General features: G+C 62.6%; 24 protein-coding genes. 17 read left to right on the forward strand and 7 right to left on the reverse strand.

The features are described 5' to 3' along the window. Positions 1 to 3 precede the first annotated feature (3 nt). From IQ26_RS09045 to IQ26_RS39920, 9 genes are all read left to right on the forward strand, one after another. Positions 4 to 1,377, forward strand: coding sequence for a nitrous oxide reductase family maturation protein NosD (locus IQ26_RS09045; protein ID WP_145716020.1), 1,374 nt, complete (start codon positions 4 to 6; stop codon positions 1,375 to 1,377). After that, a complete protein-coding gene (locus IQ26_RS09050) occupies positions 1,370 to 2,290 on the forward strand; it encodes an ABC transporter ATP-binding protein (RefSeq protein WP_145716022.1) in 921 nt (306 codons plus the stop codon). Before IQ26_RS09045 ends, IQ26_RS09050 begins: the two co-directional genes overlap by 8 nt. Continuing rightward, on the forward strand, positions 2,287 to 3,114 hold the full coding sequence (locus IQ26_RS09055) for an ABC transporter permease (protein WP_145716024.1): 828 nt from the start codon (positions 2,287 to 2,289) through the stop codon (positions 3,112 to 3,114). The genes IQ26_RS09050 and IQ26_RS09055 overlap by 4 nt, the downstream gene beginning before the upstream one ends. A gap of 32 nt (positions 3,115 to 3,146) precedes the next feature. Continuing rightward, positions 3,147 to 3,680, forward strand: a complete 534-nt coding sequence (locus IQ26_RS09060) for a nitrous oxide reductase accessory protein NosL (RefSeq protein WP_162457907.1) — start codon at positions 3,147 to 3,149, stop codon at positions 3,678 to 3,680. Beyond that, positions 3,625 to 4,677 (forward strand): FAD:protein FMN transferase, encoded by a 1,053-nt coding sequence (locus IQ26_RS09065; RefSeq protein WP_240547039.1) that lies wholly within the window; start codon positions 3,625 to 3,627, stop codon positions 4,675 to 4,677. The genes IQ26_RS09060 and IQ26_RS09065 overlap by 56 nt, the downstream gene beginning before the upstream one ends. Before the next feature lie 213 nt (positions 4,678 to 4,890). After that, positions 4,891 to 5,100, forward strand: coding sequence for a DUF1858 domain-containing protein (locus IQ26_RS09070; protein ID WP_145716028.1), 210 nt, complete (start codon positions 4,891 to 4,893; stop codon positions 5,098 to 5,100). A gap of 760 nt (positions 5,101 to 5,860) precedes the next feature. After that, entirely contained in the window at positions 5,861 to 7,261 is a 1,401-nt protein-coding gene (locus tag IQ26_RS09075; protein WP_145716030.1) for a phospholipase D family protein, read from the forward strand. 509 nt (positions 7,262 to 7,770) lie between these two features. Next, complete coding sequence (locus IQ26_RS09080) at positions 7,771 to 7,983, forward strand: transposase (RefSeq protein WP_145716032.1); 213 nt, start codon at positions 7,771 to 7,773, stop codon at positions 7,981 to 7,983. A gap of 264 nt (positions 7,984 to 8,247) precedes the next feature. Beyond that, positions 8,248 to 8,793 (forward strand): hypothetical protein, encoded by a 546-nt coding sequence (locus tag IQ26_RS39920; protein ID WP_208760128.1) that lies wholly within the window; start codon positions 8,248 to 8,250, stop codon positions 8,791 to 8,793. On the opposite strand, the gene IQ26_RS09090 is transcribed toward IQ26_RS39920, so the two are convergent. Continuing rightward, the gene (locus IQ26_RS09090) at positions 8,777 to 9,793 is read right to left on the reverse strand and encodes a polyprenyl synthetase family protein (protein WP_145716034.1); all 1,017 of its coding nucleotides are present in this window, start codon (positions 9,791 to 9,793) and stop codon (positions 8,777 to 8,779) included. The two genes, IQ26_RS39920 and IQ26_RS09090, sit on opposite strands and share 17 nt — an antisense overlap. A gap of 167 nt (positions 9,794 to 9,960) precedes the next feature. On the opposite strand from IQ26_RS09090, the gene IQ26_RS09095 reads away from it, so the two are divergent. The 6 genes from IQ26_RS09095 (at position 9,961) to moaB (ending at position 13,808) form a co-directional block, all read left to right on the forward strand. Further along, positions 9,961 to 10,185 (forward strand): putative signal transducing protein, encoded by a 225-nt coding sequence (locus tag IQ26_RS09095; RefSeq protein ID WP_145716036.1) that lies wholly within the window; start codon positions 9,961 to 9,963, stop codon positions 10,183 to 10,185. Further along, positions 10,185 to 10,985: a tRNA1(Val) (adenine(37)-N6)-methyltransferase gene (locus IQ26_RS09100; RefSeq protein ID WP_145716038.1), complete on the forward strand. Its 801-nt coding sequence runs from the start codon at positions 10,185 to 10,187 to the stop codon at positions 10,983 to 10,985. The genes IQ26_RS09095 and IQ26_RS09100 overlap by 1 nt, the downstream gene beginning before the upstream one ends. Before the next feature lie 121 nt (positions 10,986 to 11,106). Next, complete coding sequence (locus IQ26_RS09105) at positions 11,107 to 11,973, forward strand: S49 family peptidase (RefSeq protein ID WP_145716040.1); 867 nt, start codon at positions 11,107 to 11,109, stop codon at positions 11,971 to 11,973. Positions 11,974 to 12,152: 179 nt separating this feature from the next. Next, positions 12,153 to 12,338, forward strand: a complete 186-nt coding sequence (locus tag IQ26_RS09110) for a hypothetical protein (RefSeq protein ID WP_126039610.1) — start codon at positions 12,153 to 12,155, stop codon at positions 12,336 to 12,338. Positions 12,339 to 12,363: 25 nt separating this feature from the next. Then, on the forward strand, positions 12,364 to 13,248 hold the full coding sequence (locus IQ26_RS09115; protein ID WP_145716042.1) for a 4-(cytidine 5'-diphospho)-2-C-methyl-D-erythritol kinase: 885 nt from the start codon (positions 12,364 to 12,366) through the stop codon (positions 13,246 to 13,248). A gap of 5 nt (positions 13,249 to 13,253) precedes the next feature. Next, positions 13,254 to 13,808 carry a molybdenum cofactor biosynthesis protein B gene (moaB, locus tag IQ26_RS09120; protein ID WP_145716044.1) on the forward strand — a complete coding sequence of 185 codons (555 nt, stop codon included), beginning with the start codon at positions 13,254 to 13,256 and terminating at the stop codon, positions 13,806 to 13,808. 76 nt (positions 13,809 to 13,884) lie between these two features. On the opposite strand, the gene IQ26_RS09125 is transcribed toward moaB, so the two are convergent. Continuing rightward, complete coding sequence (locus IQ26_RS09125; RefSeq protein ID WP_145716046.1) at positions 13,885 to 14,859, reverse strand: phytanoyl-CoA dioxygenase family protein; 975 nt, start codon at positions 14,857 to 14,859, stop codon at positions 13,885 to 13,887. 183 nt (positions 14,860 to 15,042) lie between these two features. Next, the gene (locus tag IQ26_RS09130; protein WP_145716235.1) at positions 15,043 to 15,549 is read right to left on the reverse strand and encodes a glycosyltransferase; all 507 of its coding nucleotides are present in this window, start codon (positions 15,547 to 15,549) and stop codon (positions 15,043 to 15,045) included. A gap of 150 nt (positions 15,550 to 15,699) precedes the next feature. Between IQ26_RS09130 and IQ26_RS09135 the strand changes: the two genes are divergently transcribed. After that, positions 15,700 to 16,854 carry a PA0069 family radical SAM protein gene (locus IQ26_RS09135; protein ID WP_145716048.1) on the forward strand — a complete coding sequence of 385 codons (1,155 nt, stop codon included), beginning with the start codon at positions 15,700 to 15,702 and terminating at the stop codon, positions 16,852 to 16,854. A gap of 155 nt (positions 16,855 to 17,009) precedes the next feature. Next, the gene (locus tag IQ26_RS09140) at positions 17,010 to 17,705 is read left to right on the forward strand and encodes a ribonuclease HII (protein WP_145716050.1); all 696 of its coding nucleotides are present in this window, start codon (positions 17,010 to 17,012) and stop codon (positions 17,703 to 17,705) included. 118 nt (positions 17,706 to 17,823) lie between these two features. Here IQ26_RS09140 and IQ26_RS09145 read toward each other — a convergent pair whose 3' ends face one another. The 4 genes from IQ26_RS09145 to IQ26_RS09160 form a co-directional block, all read right to left on the reverse strand. Next, the gene (locus IQ26_RS09145) at positions 17,824 to 18,315 is read right to left on the reverse strand and encodes a F0F1 ATP synthase subunit B (protein ID WP_145716052.1); all 492 of its coding nucleotides are present in this window, start codon (positions 18,313 to 18,315) and stop codon (positions 17,824 to 17,826) included. Positions 18,316 to 18,325: 10 nt separating this feature from the next. Continuing rightward, a complete protein-coding gene (locus tag IQ26_RS09150; protein ID WP_145716054.1) occupies positions 18,326 to 18,925 on the reverse strand; it encodes a F0F1 ATP synthase subunit B in 600 nt (199 codons plus the stop codon). 76 nt (positions 18,926 to 19,001) lie between these two features. Continuing rightward, positions 19,002 to 19,226, reverse strand: a complete 225-nt coding sequence (locus IQ26_RS09155; RefSeq protein ID WP_056103679.1) for a F0F1 ATP synthase subunit C — start codon at positions 19,224 to 19,226, stop codon at positions 19,002 to 19,004. Positions 19,227 to 19,304: 78 nt separating this feature from the next. Further along, positions 19,305 to 20,063, reverse strand: coding sequence for a F0F1 ATP synthase subunit A (locus tag IQ26_RS09160; protein ID WP_145716056.1), 759 nt, complete (start codon positions 20,061 to 20,063; stop codon positions 19,305 to 19,307). Positions 20,064 to 20,085: the final 22 nt, after the last annotated feature.

Consider the following 20,085-nt stretch of genomic DNA (forward strand, 5'->3'; position numbering starts at 1 on the left):
CCGATGGCTCGACTGGGCATAATTGCATTGGGGATGGCGGCGTTTCTCGCCGCCCTCCCCGGTTCGCCCGCGTGGGCCGAGCTTATCCTGCAGGCTCCCGGCGCAGGGAGCCTGCAGGCCGTGATAGATGCCGCCTCACCCGGCGACGTCATCCGGCTGCAGGCGGGCAAGCATGAGGGCCCTGTCACTATCGGCAAGACGCTGACGCTGGAAGGCCAAAGCGGAGCCGTGGTCGCAGGCGGCGGGAGCGGCAGCGTCATCACCGTCACGGCGCCGCGGTCGATCGTCCGCGGACTGGAGATCAGGGGATCGGGACGGAACCTCTCCGAAATGGACTCCGGCGTCTTCGTTGCGAAGTCGGCGATTGGAACGCGCGTCGAGGACAACACGATCCTGGACAATCTCGTCGGCATCTACCTCCACGGCGCCGAGGATTCGCTGGCGAAGGGCAACAGGATCGTCGGCATGCGGCAGGGCCGGACCAGCGAGGCCGGAGACGGCATATCGCTCTGGAACGCTCCGGGCGCCCAGGTGATCGAGAACGACATCAGCTTCGGCAGGGACGGTATTTTCACCAAGACGAGCAAACGCAACGTCTTCAGAGGGAATACGCTGCGCAGCCTGCGCTTCGCGATTCATTACATGTACACCAATGACAGCGAGGTCAGCGGCAACGTTTCGGTCGGCAACAATGTCGGCTACGCCATCATGTATTCGAAGAACCTGCACGTCGAAGACAACATTTCGGACGGCGACCGCGACCACGGCCTGATGCTTAACTATGCGAACGGTTCCGTGATCACGGGCAATACGGTACGAGGACGGCTTCAGCCGGTCGAAAGGTGGACAGCCGCTGGCCGCGTGAGCGGCGCGCACGCCGTGCCGAACACGAAACCTGCCGACGCCGCGCCGAATGACCGCGGGATGCGTCTCGGTCCCGAAAAATGCGTGTTCATCTACAACGCCAACAAGAACGAATTCCGCAACAACCTGTTCGAGGGATGCTCAATCGGAATCCACTTCACGGCGGGTTCGGAAGGAAACGCTATGTCGGGCAACGCCTTCGTCAGGAACCGCAACCAGGTGAAGTATGTCGGAACCCGCCATCTCGACTGGTCGGAACAAGGCCGGGGCAATTATTGGAGCGACAATCCGGCTTTCGATCTCGACGGCGACGGCATTAGTGACAATCCTTACCGGCCGAACGATCTGGTCGACCGGGTCCTGTGGATCTCTCCGCAGGCGAAGGTCCTCATGAACAGTCCCGCGGTGCAGGTGATCCGCTGGGCGCAGACACAGTTTCCGGCGCTCCTGCCCGGCGGCGTGGTCGACAGCCACCCGCTGATGGCGCCGCCTTGGAGGAGCAGCCATGACTGACACCGTGGACGTGACGGGCGTGACCAAGTCCTACGGCAAGGTCCCTGCCGTAACCGACGTCACGTGCAGTCTCAAGGAGGGCGAGACAATCGCTCTGGTCGGCCATAACGGCGCCGGCAAGACAACGCTCATCAAGCTGATGCTCGGCCTCATCCGTCCGGACTCGGGAACGGTCCGGGTCCTTGGCGAAGACCCGGCGGCGGGCCAGTTCGCCGCACGCCGGAGGCTCGGCTACCTGCCGGAGAACGTCTCCTTCAATATGGCGCTGACCGGGCGCGAGACGCTGAGCTTTTACGCGCGCCTGAAACGCGTTCCGCTTGACACTGTTGGAGCCCTGCTCGAGCGGGTCGGCCTGGCAGGTGCGGACGACCGTCGCGTCGGCACCTACTCGAAGGGTATGCGCCAGCGACTCGGCCTTGCACAGGCGCTGCTCGGTCGCCCGAGGGTGTTGCTCCTCGACGAGCCGACGACGGGACTGGATCCGGCACTGCGGCGCAGCTTCTACGAGATCGTCGCCGAATTGCGGGCGGACGGTGCGACCGTCCTGTTGTCCTCGCACGCGCTGACGGAACTCGAAGGCAAGGCGGATCGCGTGGTGATCGTCAACCGCGGAGCCAAGATCGCGGACGGCACGATCGAGGAACTTCGACAAATCGCAAAGCTGCCAACGCGCATCCGCGTCAGGCTCGCGGACTGTGAAGCAGGCACGGTGGACGACTGGATAGGCCGGACGGGCGCATGGAAACGCGTCAACGGCCATGTGCTGGAGATCGACGCGGAACCAAGTGAGAAGATCTCGCTGCTCAGAAGCGCTGCCTCTAGCGACGCGCCGGTGGTCGACCTCGACGTTGCCCCTCCAACCCTTGACGAGCTCTACGCCCACTTCCTTGGCGCTGAGGAGGCACCTCAATGATGAATATCCTTATCGTTGCCCGCAAGGAAATCCAGGAGGGCTTGCGCAATCGCTGGGTCCTTGCCACGACACTGCTGCTTGCGGCGCTAGCCCTGACACTGACATTCCTGGGGAGCGCTCCAACGGGCAACGTCGGCGCCGGCGCGCTCGACGTGGTCATCGTCAGCCTGTCCAGCCTCACCATCTTCCTCGTCCCGCTGATCGCGCTCCTGATCTCGCATGACGCAATCGTCGGGGAAATGGAACGCGGCACGATGCTCTTGCTCCTCAGCTATCCCATCGGGCGCTGGCAGGTGATCATGGGCAAGTTCATCGGGCACCTAGCCATCCTGTCCTTCGCCACGCTGCTCGGTTACGGTGCGGCCGCGGCTTCGATGGCTGCAACCGGGGTGCCGATCGATACGGCGAGTTGGACGGCATTCGCATCGATGATACTTTCCTCGATCCTGCTGGGGGCGGTGTTCATCGCCATCGGATACCTCGTCAGTGCGCTCGTCGCCGAGCGCGGAACAGCGGGTGGGATCGCCATCGGGGTCTGGCTGGTCTGCGTCCTCATCTACGACATGGCGCTGCTTGGGGTGCTGGTCATCGACCAGGGCCGGACGATCGGCGGCGGGCTGCTGAGCGCGCTACTACTGGCTAATCCGACCGACGCCTACCGTTTGCTGAATCTGGGGTCGGAGAGCGTCGGAGCCCTGTCCGGCATGGGCGGCGTAGCCGACAATGCGGCGCTCGGGCCATCTGCTTTGATCGCGGCGCTGCTCGCCTGGACGCTTGCGCCGCTGGCGGCTGCCGCGATGGTGTTTGCCAGGAGAGAACTTTGAGACTGCTTCTTCCCGCGGCGATTGCCGCCTTCATGGTGCTTGCCGGGTGCAGCGACAACGGCGAGATCGAAATCCCGAAACCTGTCGCCCTGACGGAGGCTGCTGTCGGCCATTACTGCGGCATGAACGTGCTCGAGCACCCCGGGCCGAAGGGGCAGGTCATGCTTGGGCAGATTCCCGAACCGATCTGGTTTTCGTCGGCTCGCGACGTGGTCGCCTTCACCATGCTGCCGGAGGAGCCGAAGAACATCTCGGCCATCTATGTCTCCGACATGGCCAAAGCTCCGAGCTGGGAGGCGCCGGGAGCGGAAAACTGGATCGAGGCCAGGCAGGCCTTCTACGTCATTGGAAGTTCGGTGCGTGGCGGCATGGGCGCGCTGGAGACGGTTCCATTCTCGACGGAAGCCGCGGCCGCCGAGTTCGCCGAGAAGAACGGCGGACAAGTTGTTAGCTTCGTCGATATCCCACGCGACTATGTGCTGGGAGCGGCCGGTTCCGCCGCGGAAGACGATGTTCCGCCGGAAACCACCGGTGCAACCCACCAGGAGCCGGATCATGGCCCATAAGCTGAGTCGCCGCCGTTTTATCTCCATAACCGCTTCGGCCGCGGGCCTTGGTCTGCTTCCCGCGGGCGCCGCGACCAAGGGAGGAGTCCAGACGGTGACCTGGGAGGGACAGGCGCTCGGGGCCTCCGCCTCGCTGACCATCTATCATCATGACAGGGCCACAGCCGAGCTGCTGGTGAAGCAGGCTGTCGTCGAAGTGGCGCGGCTTGAACGCATCTTCAGCCTTTACCGGGCCGATTCGGCGCTTTCGGAGCTGAACAGGATGGGCGCACTTGCCACACCGCCGCCGGAACTCGTAGCTCTCCTTGAGAAAAGCCGCGTGGTCTGGGAGCTGAGCGGCGGCGCGTTCGATCCGACGGTCCAGCCCCTGTGGACGCTTCTTGCGAGCCATTTCGGCGGGACCAATCCCGACCCCGCAGGACCATCGGAGGCGCAGCTGCGCGAATTCCTGGACCTCGTGGGTTTCGGCAACGTGCTCTTCAGCGAAGACAGGATCGCCTTCGCCCGGCGGGGCATGGCGCTCACCCTCAACGGCATCGCTCAGGGCTTCATCACAGACCGGATTGTGGACATGCTTCGTCGAGGCGGCGTCACGAAGAGCTTGGTCGACATGGGCGAAATCCGTGCCATCGGGTCCCGGCCTGATGGCGGTCCCTGGAAAGTCGGCGTCGAGCGCGCGCCGGGCGAGGCCGGGCTTTTTGCCATCCTCGAGATTGAGGACAATGCAGTCGCGACGTCCAGCCCGGATGGGTTCCGTTTCAACGATACGAGCCGTTTCAGCCACTTGATCGATCCGCGCAGCGGGCTCGGCGCAAGCCTCTACCGGGGCGTGACCGTCCTTGCGCCGGACGCGACCACGGCAGACGCGTTTTCGACAGCCTTCAGCCTGTTGCAGCCGGATGCCGTCCGAAGGATCGTGGCTGAGTGGCCAGGACTGCGGGCGCGGTTGTTGGAGAACTCGGCTTCGGGTCAGCTTGTGGAGTTCGGGCGCGGGTAGAGGCGACCGATAGCTGGCCGCGCTCCTGAAGCGCTATCTCTGCGAGGACCACCGCGGGTTGTCGCCGCCTCCCAGCAGGGGGAACCCGTGCAACTGACTTCGCCGCAGGGTCGAGTCGCAAATGCTGCTGGCTTGAAATGGCTCGTGTTTGCGCAACAGCAACGACGGTGGGGCCGAAGTCCGGGGAAAATCCGCGTTTGGAAGGAACCTGGAATGGCTCGCAAGCCCGCAGTTGACCCGGATATGTCTGTCGACGAAATCATGCGACGTTGGCCAACGACTATTCGCGTGATGATCCGCCACCGCATGCTATGCGTGGGATGTCCTATCGGGGCGTTCCACACTGTCGCCGATGCCTGCCGCGAACACGAAATCTCCGAAGAGGATTTCGTGCTAGAACTTGAGGCGGCGATGGTAGGCTGAGTGGCTCAGGCTTTACTGTGGTTCTCGGCAACCAGCATCAGCCGGTGCGGATCAATAACCGTAACTTTCTTTCGCCCGCCGTTGATGTCGCGAGCAATAACCTGATGGCCTTCCTGCGAGGTCCGCATACGCGGACGTGGCCGGAGAGAACGAGGTGGAACGAACGCGCCTCCTCGCCCCGGGAGAATATCTCTGAACCTTTGACAGACCGAGAGGACCGGGCGTGTTTGTGTACGTCGTCGGTCTCCTCGCCGGACAGCCGCAGAAGGCTGGCAAACGCCCGATAACGGAGCTGTCGAGTGATGGCATCCGACGGGAATCTTTCCATCTAAAGCGAGTCACGAGCCTGATCCTTCGCTGAAGCCAACAGGCCGATGTTTGAATCTTAGATCACCGTGCGACAATGCTGGTTGACGTGGATCAAGGATACAACTGGGATGGGGTGCGGATCGACAAGGCACGTTCGGTGGCCTCTTCGGGGCCGCATTTGGTCCAATCCACACCGTATTGCCCAGTTTCCCTTCGCAATTTCCTCTGCTTGCGCTCGGTCGCATCCTAGCCAAACCGCTAAGTCTGATTTCCAGCCTCGAAGTGCACCTTCATCGTACATCGTTATCTCGGATCGCCTCAGCTCATCTGCCGATCAAGGCACGATGAAACCTCAGGGATTCGGCAACTGCGTATGCAACCAGATTACCTCTGAAGGGTTCTTGCTATGATTTTGAGCACTGCCAGCTTCGATCGCCGAAGGTAGTACTTCATGGAAGTATCCATTTCGCAAAATACGCACGACAACATCAAAGCAGGCAAAAGCGGCTTGCTACTCCTCCCGGACAATTTTGACGCTTTCGCCGGGCGCGTTCTGGCGGCAAGGAGTTCCGTTCGCAGTCTCGACCTCATGTACTACCTCTGGCACGATGATCACACTGGCCGCTTGCTTCTGCAGGAAGTCTTCCGGGCCGCTGAGCGCGGCGTGCGGGTGCGCATTCTCCTTGATGACGTCAATCCGCGCAAAAACGATTCTGCATATCTGGCGTTGAGCAATCACCCAAACATCGAGTTGAAGTTGTTTAATCCGAGCGGCGTCAGACGATGCAGCGTCATGCGCGGGGTGGAAATTGCGTTGCGGCTTTTTGCGTTGACCCGAAGGATGCACAACAAGGCTTGGATCGCTGACGACAGCATCGCCATCGTAGGCGGGCGAAACGTTGGCGATGCCTATTTCGACGCAGCAGAAACCAATTTCCGCGACCTTGACGTGCTGCTCCTTGGTCCTGCCGTGCAGCAAACCGCCGAAATATTTGAGGCGTTCTGGGCTTGCGAGGACGCAAAACCAATTGGTGCCATGGGTTCGGCCGCTGAGAACGAGCGTTCTTATTTGTTCTCAGGAAACGACGTCGAAACCGAATCGAAGCTCTTGAATGGGATCGGTGACCGAGGGTCCATCGCTGAGTTCATCGCGGCCCGCGACGACGTGCATTGGGTGGATCGAGTTCGGGTGATTTCCGATCCTCCAGAGAAGGTGAAAGGCTGGAGACGTCGCAGTTGGCTTATGAAGGAGTTGCTCCCCATCATTCTGTCAGCGCGCACCTGTGTGGAAATTATATCCCCTTATTTCATCCCTGGCAAAAGGGGCTCCGTGATCCTGCAAGACCTCGTCAGCAACGGGGTTGACGTTTCGGTGTTGACCAATTCGTTGGCCGCTACAGACGTCGCCGCGGTCCACGGGGCTTATGCAAACTATCGCAAGCGACTGCTCAGGAATGGCGTGAGACTTTTCGAGCTGCAGCCCTTCACTCGCCGACAGGCAATCTCGGTGTTTGGCTCCAAGGGTGCCAGTCTGCATACCAAATCTTTCACGGTTGACGACAGGACCGGCTTCATCGGTTCCTTCAATTTTGATCCACGGTCAGTGTCTTTGAACTCGGAAATGGGCGTGCTCTTTGAGGATGAGGAATTGGTCGGTGAACTTCGGCGCCTTTTTCAAACTGAGATATCACCAGAAACCAGCTATCGGCTGGAACTAAAAAAAAATGTGTTGCACTGGCATGGATGCGACGAAGGCATGCTCCAAGAATACACACACGAACCCGAAGCCGGAATATCTCGCCGGGTTCTAGCGGCCTTGGTCCGCCACCTTCCGATCGAGTCTCAGCTTTAGCCAGACCCCATATGATAGCAAAGGTTCTTGCTTGGGGTGGTCGCCGATAGCCGGTGCAATATCGCGCCGTGATATTCATGCAGCGGCGCAGGGAGATTGCCAAATGCGGCGGACGGGGAGATCCATTCTCGGAGCTACATGCGGCGCATGGCGGAGCCGTATGTCATCGCCTGACCTTGGAGGAAAGCCCCTAACCTTGGACGAAAGCCAACGATGTTGAGCAACATCATCGACTGCGGCCGGGATCGCTCATGATCGGCACGGAGATCGAAGCGGGTGGGCGAAAGCAGATCCTTCGGTCGACAGCGTTGCAAGGAGTTAGGGGAGGCCTGCCCCATAAGAAATCCTTCGACAGTTCTCACTCACCCGCCACACCGAAGAAGATAACGCAGATTATCTGAATGTGGTGAGCGGCCCGAGACATAGACGACGCATTGTACCGGACACATCGTGTAGTGCACCCCTGAACGTAGACGCGAAAAGGGTAACAGGTCTCCGCAAGGAGACTGATGGGGCAAGAGCACTCGGAGCGACGTTTCAGTCGCGAGTTGAAGCTTGCCACGGTGCAGCGGATGGCGATGGGCGTGAATTTGAGAAAGCTGTCGCGGGAACTCGGCGTCTCGCGCAAGGATTTCTTTCAGTGGCAGAAGCAGTTTGGCGTTGGCGGGTCTTCTGCGCTCCGTGGTGCGGCTGTCCGCGGCGCGCCGAAGCGCTGCGGCTGAGGCAGATGGTCGTGCAGTGCGAAGCCCATGAATCGACGCGCGAGCTGCCGTCATCGACGCCTTCGCCCGCCTCTTTTCAGAACGCGGCCTGCCGGCGGCAGTAAGAAGCGACAACTGGCTTCCTTCGCGTCCCCAACACCAGGCTTCCGGTCTGGTGGCCGCGGCAGGGCGTCGGGACCGAGTGGATCAGGTCGGGTAACCCGCAACATCGGCTGGCATGAACGTAAGCACACCCTCAAACAGCACACAATCGGGCCGGCGGACATGAACAGCCTGCAACAGCGGGCCCGCTTCGATGCTTTCGTCCACGAATTCAATGCCGATAGGCTGCATGAAGCGCTCGGCATGAAGCCGCCCGTGAATCTCTATGAACGTCCGCGAGACCCTATGGAGACCTGCCGGAGGTGGAATATTCCATTCACGACCGAGACATTCTCGTCATCGCCTGCGGCTGCTTCTGCATGCACAGAAAGAAAAAACAACCTCTCCACCGTGCTCGCCGGCCAGAGGCCCGCCATCAAGCAAGTCGACGACGGCATTTGGCTCATAAGCTTCATCTTGGTGGACCCGGAGGGCGTCGCGTCAGCGATGGCCCCCACCATGCTCCATGTCGGCAATGCAGTTGGCATGGCGTTGTTGATCGCAATCGCCAACCGCCATGTCGGGGGATTGTCAGATGATACCTTGAAGATCGCTGTTGCCGACGGCATCCAGGTCGCCTACTGGCTCGCCGCGGCAGGGGAAACCAAGATGAAGAGCGGGCGCCGCGCCGGCCAAATATCGGCGATGTCCCTCAGTTTACCCGGCTGATGCAGAAATCGATGACGTCGACCAGCGCCGATTTCTGCGGGGTCGCTTCCAGCGGCGCCAGCGCGTCGCGGGCGATCTCGCCGAAATGGCCGGCGCGTCCGATGGTGTCGGCGATCGCCCCGTGGCGGGTCATCAATCCGATCGCCTTTTCCAGCCCGGCGTCGTCGGTGACATTGTCCTCAATGGCGCGCTTCCAGAAGGTGCGTTCGGCCTTGGTGCCGCGGCGGTAGGCGAGGATCACCGGCAGCGTCACCTTGCCCTCGCGGAAATCGTCGCCGACATTCTTGCCCAGATCCTTGCTGGTGCCGCCATAATCCAGCGCATCGTCGATCAGCTGGAAGGCAAGGCCGAGATTCATGCCATAGGAGCGCAGCGCCGCGCGATCGTTTCGCGTCGCCTGAGCGATGACCGGACCGACCTCGGCGGCGGCCGAAAACAGGGCCGCGGTCTTGGCCTTGATCACCGCGAAATGTTCATCCTCGGTGGTTTCGAGGTTCTTGGCGGCGGCGAGCTGCATCACCTCGCCCTCGGCAATGATCGAGGCGGCGCTGGACAGGATATCGAGCGCTTCCAACGAGCCGACATCGACCATCATGCGAAAAGCCTGGCCAAGCAGGAAATCGCCGACCAAAACGCTCGCCTGATTGCCCCAGATCATGCGGGCGGTCTTCTTGCCGCGCCTCATGCCGCTCTCGTCGACGACATCGTCGTGGAGGAGCGTGGCCGTGTGCATGAACTCGACCGATGTGGCGAGCTTGACATGGCCCTCGCCGGAATAGCCGAACATCTGGGCCGAGGCGAGCGTCAGCATCGGCCGCAGCCGCTTGCCGCCCGAGGAGATCAGGTGGTTGGCAATCTCCGGGATCATCTCGACGTCGGAACCGGCCTTCGACAGGATCAGTTTGTTGACGCGCCCCATATCGGCCGCGGTCAGGTCGATGAGGTCCTTGATGGAGGCGGCTTCCCGCTTCCCGTTTTCGATGTTGAGAACGACACCCACCACAAACACTCCCGTCTATTAAGTCACGCGCACGACGGCACCCTGATCCCGCCACGGACTCTAGGGCGGTACCCACGGGCACGGCAAGAGGCGATTTGGCGCGGTCGAGGCTGGCGACAGGAGCCACCCACGTTTACATAACGGCTGCAACCTGCGAGTTTCATCCGATGATAGAGCTTATCCGCACCAACGACGCCGTGATCATCTCCTTTGTCGAATCGCTGATGCGCGATGCCGGCATAGGCTGTTTTGTCGCCGACCAGAACATGAGCGTGCTCGACGGTTCGATCGGCATCCTGCCCCGGCGTATCATGGTCGACGCCGGTCAGGCCGATGCGGCGCGGCGCATCCTGACGGACGCCGGCATCGCCAACGAGATCCGCCAGAAATAATGTCCGCGGCACGCGCCACCCTTGGCCGGGATACGCCGGCCCACACGGTCGATGCCTTCCATCGCGGGCGGTTCTGGCTGGTGCAGCCGAAACAGGTCGGCCATCGCGCCGGCATGGACGCCATGATGTTGGCCGCTACCGTGCCGTCCTCTTTCGCCGGGCGCCTTGCAGATTTCGGCGCGGGCGCCGGTGCCGCAGGGCTGGCGGTGCTGTCGCGCTGTCCCGATGCCAAGGCCGTGCTCATCGAACGGTCTCCGGAAATGGCCGCCTTCGCCGCAACGACGCTTGCCCACCCCGGCAATGCGCATCTCAACGACCGCGCCTCGGTGCTTGCAGCCGACGTCGCGCTGTCGGGCCAAGCGCGAACAGCCGCCGGCCTTGCCGACAAGTCCTTCGATTTCGTCATCATGAACCCGCCCTTCAACGCCGTCGAGGATCGCGCCACGCCCGACCCGCTCAGAAAGGCGGCGCATGTCATGGAGGACGGGCTGTTCGACCGCTGGATCCGAAGTGCAGCTGCAGTGGTCCGGCCGCGCGGCGGTGTTGCCGTGATTGCCAGGCCGGATCAGCTCGGCGCCATCCTCGATGCGATATCGGGCCGCTTCGGCGACGCCGAGATGCTGGCCGTCCACCCTCGGCCGGAGGCAGCAGCGATCCGCATCGTCGTCAGGGCAATACTCGGCGCACGCGGGAAACTGTCGATCCGCCCGCCGCTGATGCTGCACGCGCAATCGGGCGACGGCCCAACGGAACAGACCGAGATGATCAACAACGGACTTGCATCGCTGTTCGGCGACTGACTTTTGGGTTTATGCATGTCGTTGTCCCAAGGCCGCTGACACTTTTGGGCGACATGCATTGCGGCATTGCCGTTGGCCGACGAATCCCTACATGCCATCAAGCCAATTGACCGGAGACCCCGTGAAACGCTTTCTCAACCGCCTGCTGCCGAAATCCTGGCGCTCCGATATCGTCACCATTCCCGTCATCCGGCTGCATGGCACCATCATGGCCGGCGGCGGCCAATTCCGGCCGAGCCTGTCGCTGGCGTCCACCGCCGGCCCTATCGAGAAGGCGTTTTCCTTCGAAGCGCCCGCGGTCGCCATTTCCATCAATTCGCCGGGCGGCTCGCCGGTGCAGTCGCGGCTGATCTTCAGGCGCATCCGCGACCTGGCGACCGAGAAGAACAGAAAGGTCCTGGTCTTCGTCGAGGACGTGGCGGCGTCGGGCGGCTACATGATCGCGGTCGCCGGCGACGAGATCTTTGCCGATCCGTCCTCCATCGTCGGTTCGATCGGCGTGGTGTCGGCCTCGTTCGGCTTTCCCGAGCTGATGAAGAAGATTGGCATCGAGCGCCGCGTCCATACAGCAGGGCAGAACAAGGCGGTGCTCGACCCGTTCAAGCCCGAGAAGAAGGAAGACATCGAGCGGCTGAAGGCGCTGCAGCTCGAAGTCCACGAGACCTTCATCGACCTCGTCAAGGACCGGCGCGGCGCCAAGCTCAAGGATGACCCGGACCTGTTCACCGGCCTGTTCTGGACCGGCAAGAAGGGGCTGGAGCTCGGGCTTGTCGATGCGCTCGGCGATATGCGCAGCGTGTTGAAGACCCGTTTCGGGCCGAAGACCCAGCTCAAGCTGATCACGGCGCCGCGCGGCCTGTTCGGCCGGTTCGGCTGGTTCGGCTCGAGTAAAGGGGGCTTTTCGGCGCCCGATATCGCAGCTGCCGCCGCAAGCGGCGTGATCGATGCGGCGGAAGAGCGCGCGCTATGGGCTCGCTTCGGGCTTTGAAAAACGGTTGAAAACGTCTAGCATGAGGCCTTGGAGCGTGGCGTATCCGAAGAAGTCCATGCGGCGCGCTTTGAGTTTTTTATGCATGTCGTTGTCCCAAAACCGCCGCGCACTTTTGGGCGACATGCGTTAACCGACCCGACCGGCCTCTGCCGGCCTTGCGAGGGAGGAGTTACGACATGCCGCAGATCATTTTCTTCGCCCTCGTCGGCGCCGTCGCCTATATCGGCTATCGCTCCTTCGTCAGGGAAGCCGAGCGCGTGACGGCCAAGATACGGCGGACCGAAAAGCAAGCGAGCAACGGCACAATGGGCACGCTGGTCAAGGATCCGAAGACCGGCGAATACCGCCTGGCCAAGGACTGACATCATCCCCCTCGCGACTGACACAGTGGATTCCGGCATCACCGTGCGGGCTTTGCACGCGCATGCCAAGATAAATCTCGCGCTGCACGTCACCGGCAGGCGCGCCGACGGCTATCATATGATCGATAGCCTGGCGGTGTTCACGCGCTTCGGCGACAGGGTCGAGATCGAGCTGGCCGACAGCGACGGGTTTTCCGTGTCGGGCCGATACGCCTCCGCGGTCCCGCTCGACGGCAACAACCTGGTCGTGAAAGCGCGCGACGCGCTGCGAGATCAAGCCGGTCCGCGGCATACGCCGCCGGTGGCCATCAGGCTCGAAAAGAACCTGCCGGTCGCATCCGGCGTCGGCGGCGGGTCGAGCGATGCCGCAACGGTGCTGCGCGGGCTGGCTGAGACATGGAGGCTGGACCTCGACGACGCCCAACTGGCTCGGATCGGCCTCTCGCTGGGCGCGGACGTTCCCATGTGCCTCGCGGCAAAGCCGCTGATCGCGCGCGGCGTTGGTGACGACCTGTCGACCGTGCCGCGCTTTCCGGCACTTGGGCTGGTTCTCGTCAATCCCGGCACCGCCGTCTCCACGGCCGAGGTGTTCAATGCGCTTTCCGATCGCGACAATGAGGGGCTGCCGCCGTTGCCGCGCAGCCTCGACTTCCACAGCATCCGCAATTGGCTGGAGATCACCCGAAACGATCTCGAGCCCGCGGCGCGGACGATCCAGCCGGCCATCGGCAAGGCGCTTTCGGTGCTCAACAGGGCCGGAGCGGGGTTCGCCCGGATGTCCGGTTCCGGCGCGACCTGCTTCGGGCTGTTCGAGACCGGCAATGTGGCCAAGCGCGCGGCCGTCGATATCCGCAGCCGCCATCCCGACTGGTTCGTCGCCGCGACCCGAAGCATGACATCGGAGGGCTGACGCAGATGGCCAGAATTGACGAGAGCCGCTCCTTCATTCCCGTACGCATCGCGGTGCTGACGGTCTCCGATACGCGCAGCCTCGCCGACGATAAATCGGGCCAGACGCTGGCCGACCGCATCGTGGAGGCCGGCCATATCCTGGCTGCCCGCGACATCGTCACCGACGACCGCGAAAAAATCCGCGACAGGGTTCTGGGCTGGTCGAGGGACGAAGCGATCGATGTCGTCATCACCACCGGCGGTACCGGCTTTACCGGCCGCGACGTGACGCCGGAGGCGCTGGAGCCGATCTTCGAAAAGCGCATGGACGGCTTTTCCGAAGTGTTCCACCGCATTTCCTACGACAAGATCGGCACCTCGACGATCCAGAGCCGGGCGACCGGCGGCGTCGTCAACGCGACCTTCGTCTTCGTGCTGCCGGGCTCGCCCGGCGCCTGCAAGGACGCCTGGGACGGCATTTTGAAGCCGCAGCTCGACTACCGGCACATGCCCTGCAACTTCGTCGAGATCATGCCGCGCCTGGACGAGCATCTGCGTCGCGGCACCAAGGCAAATTAGGCTGGTTTCCGGGAAAGTCTGTTTCGGGCTTCCCAAAACCAGCGCCACAGACCAGCGGCAAAATCAGCGCCCAAAATCAGCGGATGACGGGCTCGCCATGGAAGCGCCGGCGCGAGGGCGGCGAAACGCCGAAGCCGACTTCCATCATCAGCCGCGGCTTACGCGTCGGCACGGTGCCCATGTGAAAGCCGAAGGGATCCTCGACAAAGCCCAAACCCGCCTGGCCGGTCAGGGTAACCGGGCTCTGCGCGCCGTAGACGTCCAGGACCTCTTCCGCCGGATGGCCGACAAGAAGCGTCAGCTGATGCTTGAGGCTGCGGCGGTTGTGGCTGCCCCTGACATAGACATGCGGACCGGTGTCGGCATCGACCGGATTGAGATAGAAGAAGAATTTCAGCATCCGCCAATCGTCGAGGTCGAAGTGGTATTTGCCAAGCGACGCCAAGTTCTTCTCGGCATCGGAGACGGAGTTCGTCGGAAAGCTCCACCAGACGCGCGTGGTGATCAGCTTCGCCTGGCTGCCCAGATAGTGGGCGGCGATGTCGAGAAGCAACGGGTCGCGCTGCACGGTAAGCGCGGCATTGCAGTCGAGGATCCTCTCGAAAAAGTGCCCGCTGAGCAATGGGCGGCCGAAGTGTTTCTCGGCCTCCGCATGCTTGGTCGGCAGGAACTCCAACCGACGGTCGAAATTGCCGAAGCAAGGCGTGCGCTGCGCGAAGCTGGCGATCTCCTCGTGGATCGACGACGGCAGAACAAGCCCGGAAAACAGGCCTTCCGAGCGGAGCGCACCGACCACCGCACCACGATCGACACCGGTGAACATCGTTTCCTGGACGTTTTGTGCCGGTCGGACGGGTTTTGCGCCGCGCCAATGCAACCGCCGCGCCGGCATGGTGCGCGCCAGCATGAACATCGGCAGCCATGCCGGATTCTCGCGAAGGTCCGTCAGATAGGTCGGAATCCGCACGGCAATGCGGCGCAGCAGGCTGCCGTTTCGAGCGATCGACTCGAGGCTTGCAGCACCGGATTTGTCAGGGCTTGAAGGGGTCATCGGTATCCTCAACTATCAAAGCAGATCGCTCACTGCTCTGGCGCTACCCACCCAACCGTCCGCCTCAAAAAGAATGGTAACCCGAGGTCAGTTTTTGTGCAATGCACAATAAACGACGACCTCGGCAAAAACTTCGGCGAAGGACGCGACTTTCCTCGCCCGCTTACGGGGAGAAGGAAGACCTCACTTCGCCGGCGCCACCCAGATCTCGGCGTCGAGCCTCCTGGTCGCAAGGCCGCGCGCGATGGCTTCGGCGCTGCGGGCATTCTTCGACAAGGCCGCGGCCTGACGCTTGCTGATCAGCAGCCCTTCGGCCAATGCCCGGTTCCCCGAAAACACCCGCGACAGGAACGGCACGCGACTGCCGCGCGCCCGCGAGAACCGCGCCGGCATGGTTTGCCTGGCCGCATGGGCGGCGACCTCGTCGATCCAGCCTTCCGCCAGCCGCGCACCCGGCTCCAGCAGCAGCAGCCAATCTCCCTTGGCCTGCCTGATGCCGGCAGCGATGCCGCCGCTCGCCACGTAAAGGCAGCCGGCATGTTCGGCAACGCGGTGCGTCTGGTCGGTCGAGCCGCTGTCGCAGACGACGACATCGCGCACCACGCCCTCGACCGCGCCGCCGATCAGCGAGGCGAGCGTGCGGGCAAGTCTCTCTTCGTCATTCAGGGTCTGGATGAGAACGCTGAGCATCATTAGCCGAATAGCGGAAAGCCGGGCGCAGCGCCAGTTTTGCGTCGCACCATAAAAATGTTCTTGATTTGTTCCCATGAATGAAATAGGAATAATTTCATGAACAGAGCGATTCGACAGCCAGCCGACAGTCCGTGGGAGAGGGCGAAAATGGAACAGATCGTACGTGCCGACATTGCCGCCTTCGGGGCTGGAAGAGCCGAGATGGCCAATGCAATGATCGAGCAGAGCGGCGTCCGTATCCGTCCGGAGCGCAATCGCGGCCGGTCCGCCGGCATCAACCCATCCGGCCGGTTCGAACCGGTCAGCCGGCATGTGTTCGACGACGGCTGGAATTCGCTGGAGGAGCTGCCGCCTTTCAAGACCGAGGTCCAGGTCGAGAAGCCGCGCACCATCATCACCCGTAACGAATCGCCCGACATTTCCTTCGACCGCTCGATCAATCCCTATCGCGGCTGCGAGCATGGCTGCGTCTACTGCTTCGCCCGGCCGACGCACAGCTTCATGGGTCTGTCGCCGGGGCTGGATTTCGAATCGAAGCTGTTCGCCAAGCCGGATGCGGCGCGGCTGCTCGACAAGGAACTGTCGAAGGACGGTTACCAGCCGCGCACCATCGCCATCGGCACCAACACCGATCCCTACCAGCCGATCGAGAAGCAATACCGGATCATGCGCGAGATCCTCGAAGTGCTGGAGGCGCGCGGCCACCCGGTCGGCATCGTCACCAAATCCGCGCTGGTGACGCGCGACATCGACATTCTGTCGCGCATGGCCGAACGCGGGCTGGCCAAGGTGGCGCTGTCGGTGACGACGCTCGACCGGATGCTGGCCAGAACGATGGAGCCACGCGCGTCGACGCCGACCAAGCGGCTGGAGGCGATCAGGCAGCTTTCGGATGCGGGCATTCCGGCCTCGGTCATGGTCGCGCCGATCATCCCCGGCCTGACCGATCAGGAGATGGAACGCATCCTCGATTCGGCACGTGCAGCAGGAGCGCGCGAGGCCGGCTATGTCGTGCTGCGCCTGCCGCTGGAGGTCTCGCCGATCTTCAAGGATTGGCTGCTGCGCCATTATCCGGACCGCTACCGTCACGTGATGTCGCTGATCCGCTCGATGCGCGACGGCAAGGATTACGATTCGGAATGGGGCAAGCGCATGAAAGGCTCCGGCCCCTATGCCTGGCAGATCGGCCGGCGCTTCGAGATCGCCGCCAAAAGGCTTGGCCTCAATGCCGAGCGGCGGTCGCTCAGGACCGACCAGTTCATCGCCGCGGCCAAGGCGACCGAGCAACTGATGTTGCTGTGAAGACATCATGCGCCGCCGTTGCCGGCGGCACATGAAAAAATCCCGTCCGGCCTGTCCTGTCCCCGGGCTTGCAGACGGTGCCCTCTGGGTCCGGTGCCCCACCCGACCCGGAGGGGCTTGCGGAGAATCGGAGCCGATGCGAACCTCGCCGCAACATGGCTCGCGCGCGCTCTGATTCTCCGCTTCTCTTCGAAATCGTCGAGAGACCCGATTTCGCCTTCGAGACGAAGGCGATGGCCGAAGGTCTATGGCCGGTGGCGGGAATGGACGAGGCTGGCCGCGGCCCGCTCGCCGGACCGGTCGTCGCGGCAGCGGTGGTGCTCGATCCCGCCAACATTCCCGACGGTCTCGACGATTCCAAGCGCCTTAACCATCTGCAGCGTGAGGCGCTGTTCCTAAAAATCCTCGGATCCGCTCTTGGCGTGTCAATGGCCTCGGTCAGCGCGGAAGGCATCGATGACAGCAATATCCTCAAGGCCAGCCTCGAGGCGATGCGTCGCGCGCTGGTCGGCTTGCCGGTGCAGCCGAAACTGGCGCTCGCCGATGGCCGCGACGTGCCGCCGGGCCTGCCTTGCCCGGGCCGCGCGCTGATCAAGGGCGACCAGCGCTCGCAGTCGATCGCCGCCGCCTCGATCGTGGCCAAGGTGATGCGCGACCGCATGATGTGCGGCTGCGGCAGCCATCACGCGCAATACGGTTTCGAGGTCCACATGGGTTACGCCACGGTCCGCCACCGCACGGCGATCGAGGTGCATGGACCGGTGGCGCGGCTGCACCGCGCCTCCTTCGCACCGTTCCGGCTCGGCGGCACCGAAGTGGCTGATGAAGAGAGTCTTGCTGGCTTGGATTGAGGAGAAAGCGACGGCGACAGCCAATCTCCCTCCTTGAGGGGTGAGATTATCCGCGCCACAATAAAAAGCCGCCAGGTCTCCCAGGCGGCTTTCGAAGAACTCCTCGATAAACTCTCGCTTAATTCAGTTTGGACTTCACGTCCTGAAGCGAGGCCTTGAACAGGTCGGCGCCGGCCTTGGCGTCGATCTTGCCGGCGAGCAGCGTGCGAGCGGCTTCGACGGCGATATCGACGGCACTGGCGCGCACCTCACCAATCGCCTCGCGCTCGGCTTGGCCGATCTTCAGTTCGGCAAGTGCGGTGCGCCGGGTGACGTAGTCCTCGGTCTTCTTGTGCGCCTCGGCGGCCAGCATGTCGGCCTCGCGCTTGGCGGCTGCGACGATGTCGGCGGCCTCCTGCTCGGCTTCCTTGCGCTTGCGCTGATATTGGCCGAGCAGTTGCTGGGCCTCCTCGCGCAGCCGGCGCGCGTCCTCAAGCTCGTTGCTGATCTTGTCGGCGCGAGCATCGAGCGCCTTGGCGATCAGCCCGGGCACCTTGATGTAGACGGCGATGCCAAGAAAAATGACGAGGGCAACCGTGGCCCAAAGCGTTGCAAGTGATGTGGCGTCCATGATGCGTTCCTCACCGGGCCACGGATTTGACGGCCGCCGCGATCTCGGCCTTGCTGGCCTTGCCGCCGACAAGCGCCTCGACGATGGCCGAAGCAGTGTCCTCGGCGATCGTGCCGACTTCCTTCATGGCGGTGGCCTTGATGGACGAAATGCGCGCCTCGGCTTCGCCAAGCTTCTGGTCGAGGGCAGCCTCGACCTTCTTGCGGGCAGTCTCGGCTTCCGCCTTGGCAGCATCGCTGGCCTGCTGGCCGATTGCATTGGCCTTTGTCTTGGCCTCCGCCAGTTCCTGCTCATAGGCAGCAACGGCGGCATCGGCCTCGCCCTTCAGCCGGGCGGCATGGTCGAGGTCCTGCGTGATGCGGTCGTTGCGGACGTCGATGATGCCGCCGACACGCGGCATCACCACCTTCTTCAGGAACAGGTAGAACAGCCCGAAGGTGATCGCCAGCCACAGAATCTGCGACGGAAACGTCGCCGGATCGAATGGCGGGAACACGCCGTGCCCCTCGGCGGGCACGCCGGTTTCGGAATGCGTATCGCCTTCCGTGCCGGTATGGCCGCCTTCGACGGCGGGCGCGGACTCTTGCGCAAAGGCAGATGTCACGAACATGGACTATCCCCGATATTCAGGCCCGCCGCTGGATTGCGGCCGGCCCGTCCAAACCCAATGTTAGCCGAACAGGGGCTCAGCCGAACAGGGCCAGAAGCGCGATGAGAAGGGAGAAGATGCCCAGCGCTTCGGTCACGGCGAAGCCGAAGATCAGGCGGCCGAACTGGCCATCCGCGGCCGACGGATTGCGCAGCGCGCCCGCCAGATAGCTGCCGAAGATGTTACCGAGGCCAATACCGGCGCCACCCATGCCGAGGCATGCGATGCCGGCACCGATATACTTTGCTGCTTCTGCTTCCATGTTTTCAACTCCTTTGGATCTAAAATTCCGTTGCGATTCCATCCGGCAGCAATGCCGGAAACTCTTGGTCAGCCTGGGTCAGTGCCCGGGATGCAGGGCGTCGTTCAGATACATGCAGGTCAGCACGGCAAAGACGTAGGCCTGCAGGAAGGCGACCAGCAGTTCCAGCGCCGTCAGCGCCACGGCCATCGCCAGCGGCAGGACCGATCCGGCAATGCCAAGCGTGCCGAGCGCGCTCAGGCTCACCACGAAGCCCGAGAACACCTTCAGCGTGATGTGGCCGGCCAGCATGTTGGCGAACAGACGAACCGAGAGGCTGACCGGGCGCGAGACGAAGGAAATCACCTCGATCAGCACCACCAGCGGCAGCAGGTAGACCGGCACGCCATGCGGGACGAATAGTTTCAGGAAACCAATGCCGTGCTTCATGAAGCCGTAGACGATGACGGTTCCGATCACCAGCGCGGCAAGGCCGAAGGTGACGATGATGTGACTGGTGACGGTGAAGAAATACGGGAAAAGACCGAGCAGATTGGCGACGAGCACGAACATGAACAGCGAAAACACGAAGGGGAAAAACTTCATGCCTTGCGTTCCGGCTGCGTCCCTCAGCATGTTGCCGACAAATTCGTAGGCCATTTCCGAGATCGACTGAAGACGGGTGGGCACGAGGCTGCGGCTCGAGGTGGTGAGATAGAGAAACGCCGACGCGACGGCGACTGTCGCGACCATGAAAAGAGCCGAATTGGTGAAGGACAGATCGTAGCCGCCGATGTTGATTGGAATCAACTTGACGATGTTGAACTGGTGGATCGGATCGACCTTGTCAGCAGCCACTTTAAATCCCCATCAAAGCCGC

It is taken from the genome of Mesorhizobium tianshanense, from assembly GCF_007830515.1.
Lineage (GTDB): Bacteria > Pseudomonadota > Alphaproteobacteria > Rhizobiales > Rhizobiaceae > Mesorhizobium > Mesorhizobium tianshanense.

Bases quoted from the DNA above. Each gene is read 5' to 3' on its own strand.
- IQ26_RS09045 (WP_145716020.1), top strand. From the start codon at position 4: ATGGCTCGACTGGGCATAATTGCATTGGGGATGGCGGCGTTTCTCGCC.
- IQ26_RS09050 (WP_145716022.1), top strand. From the start codon at position 1,370: ATGACTGACACCGTGGACGTGACGGGCGTGACCAAGTCCTACGGCAAG.
- IQ26_RS09055 (WP_145716024.1), top strand. From the start codon at position 2,287: ATGATGAATATCCTTATCGTTGCCCGCAAGGAAATCCAGGAGGGCTTG.
- IQ26_RS09060 (WP_162457907.1), top strand. From the start codon at position 3,147: ATGGTGCTTGCCGGGTGCAGCGACAACGGCGAGATCGAAATCCCGAAA.
- IQ26_RS09065 (WP_240547039.1), top strand. From the start codon at position 3,625: ATGTTCCGCCGGAAACCACCGGTGCAACCCACCAGGAGCCGGATCATG.
- IQ26_RS09070 (WP_145716028.1), top strand. From the start codon at position 4,891: ATGGCTCGCAAGCCCGCAGTTGACCCGGATATGTCTGTCGACGAAATC.
- IQ26_RS09075 (WP_145716030.1), top strand. From the start codon at position 5,861: ATGGAAGTATCCATTTCGCAAAATACGCACGACAACATCAAAGCAGGC.
- IQ26_RS09080 (WP_145716032.1), top strand. From the start codon at position 7,771: ATGGGGCAAGAGCACTCGGAGCGACGTTTCAGTCGCGAGTTGAAGCTT.
- IQ26_RS39920 (WP_208760128.1), top strand. From the start codon at position 8,248: ATGAACAGCCTGCAACAGCGGGCCCGCTTCGATGCTTTCGTCCACGAA.
- IQ26_RS09095 (WP_145716036.1), top strand. From the start codon at position 9,961: ATGATAGAGCTTATCCGCACCAACGACGCCGTGATCATCTCCTTTGTC.
- IQ26_RS09100 (WP_145716038.1), top strand. From the start codon at position 10,185: ATGTCCGCGGCACGCGCCACCCTTGGCCGGGATACGCCGGCCCACACG.
- IQ26_RS09110 (WP_126039610.1), top strand. From the start codon at position 12,153: ATGCCGCAGATCATTTTCTTCGCCCTCGTCGGCGCCGTCGCCTATATC.
- moaB (WP_145716044.1), top strand. From the start codon at position 13,254: ATGGCCAGAATTGACGAGAGCCGCTCCTTCATTCCCGTACGCATCGCG.
- IQ26_RS09125 (WP_145716046.1), bottom strand. From the start codon at position 14,859: ATGACCCCTTCAAGCCCTGACAAATCCGGTGCTGCAAGCCTCGAGTCG.
- IQ26_RS09130 (WP_145716235.1), bottom strand. From the start codon at position 15,549: ATGCTCAGCGTTCTCATCCAGACCCTGAATGACGAAGAGAGACTTGCC.
- IQ26_RS09135 (WP_145716048.1), top strand. From the start codon at position 15,700: ATGGAACAGATCGTACGTGCCGACATTGCCGCCTTCGGGGCTGGAAGA.
- IQ26_RS09140 (WP_145716050.1), top strand. From the start codon at position 17,010: ATGGCTCGCGCGCGCTCTGATTCTCCGCTTCTCTTCGAAATCGTCGAG.
- IQ26_RS09145 (WP_145716052.1), bottom strand. From the start codon at position 18,315: ATGGACGCCACATCACTTGCAACGCTTTGGGCCACGGTTGCCCTCGTC.
- IQ26_RS09150 (WP_145716054.1), bottom strand. From the start codon at position 18,925: ATGTTCGTGACATCTGCCTTTGCGCAAGAGTCCGCGCCCGCCGTCGAA.
- IQ26_RS09155 (WP_056103679.1), bottom strand. From the start codon at position 19,226: ATGGAAGCAGAAGCAGCAAAGTATATCGGTGCCGGCATCGCATGCCTC.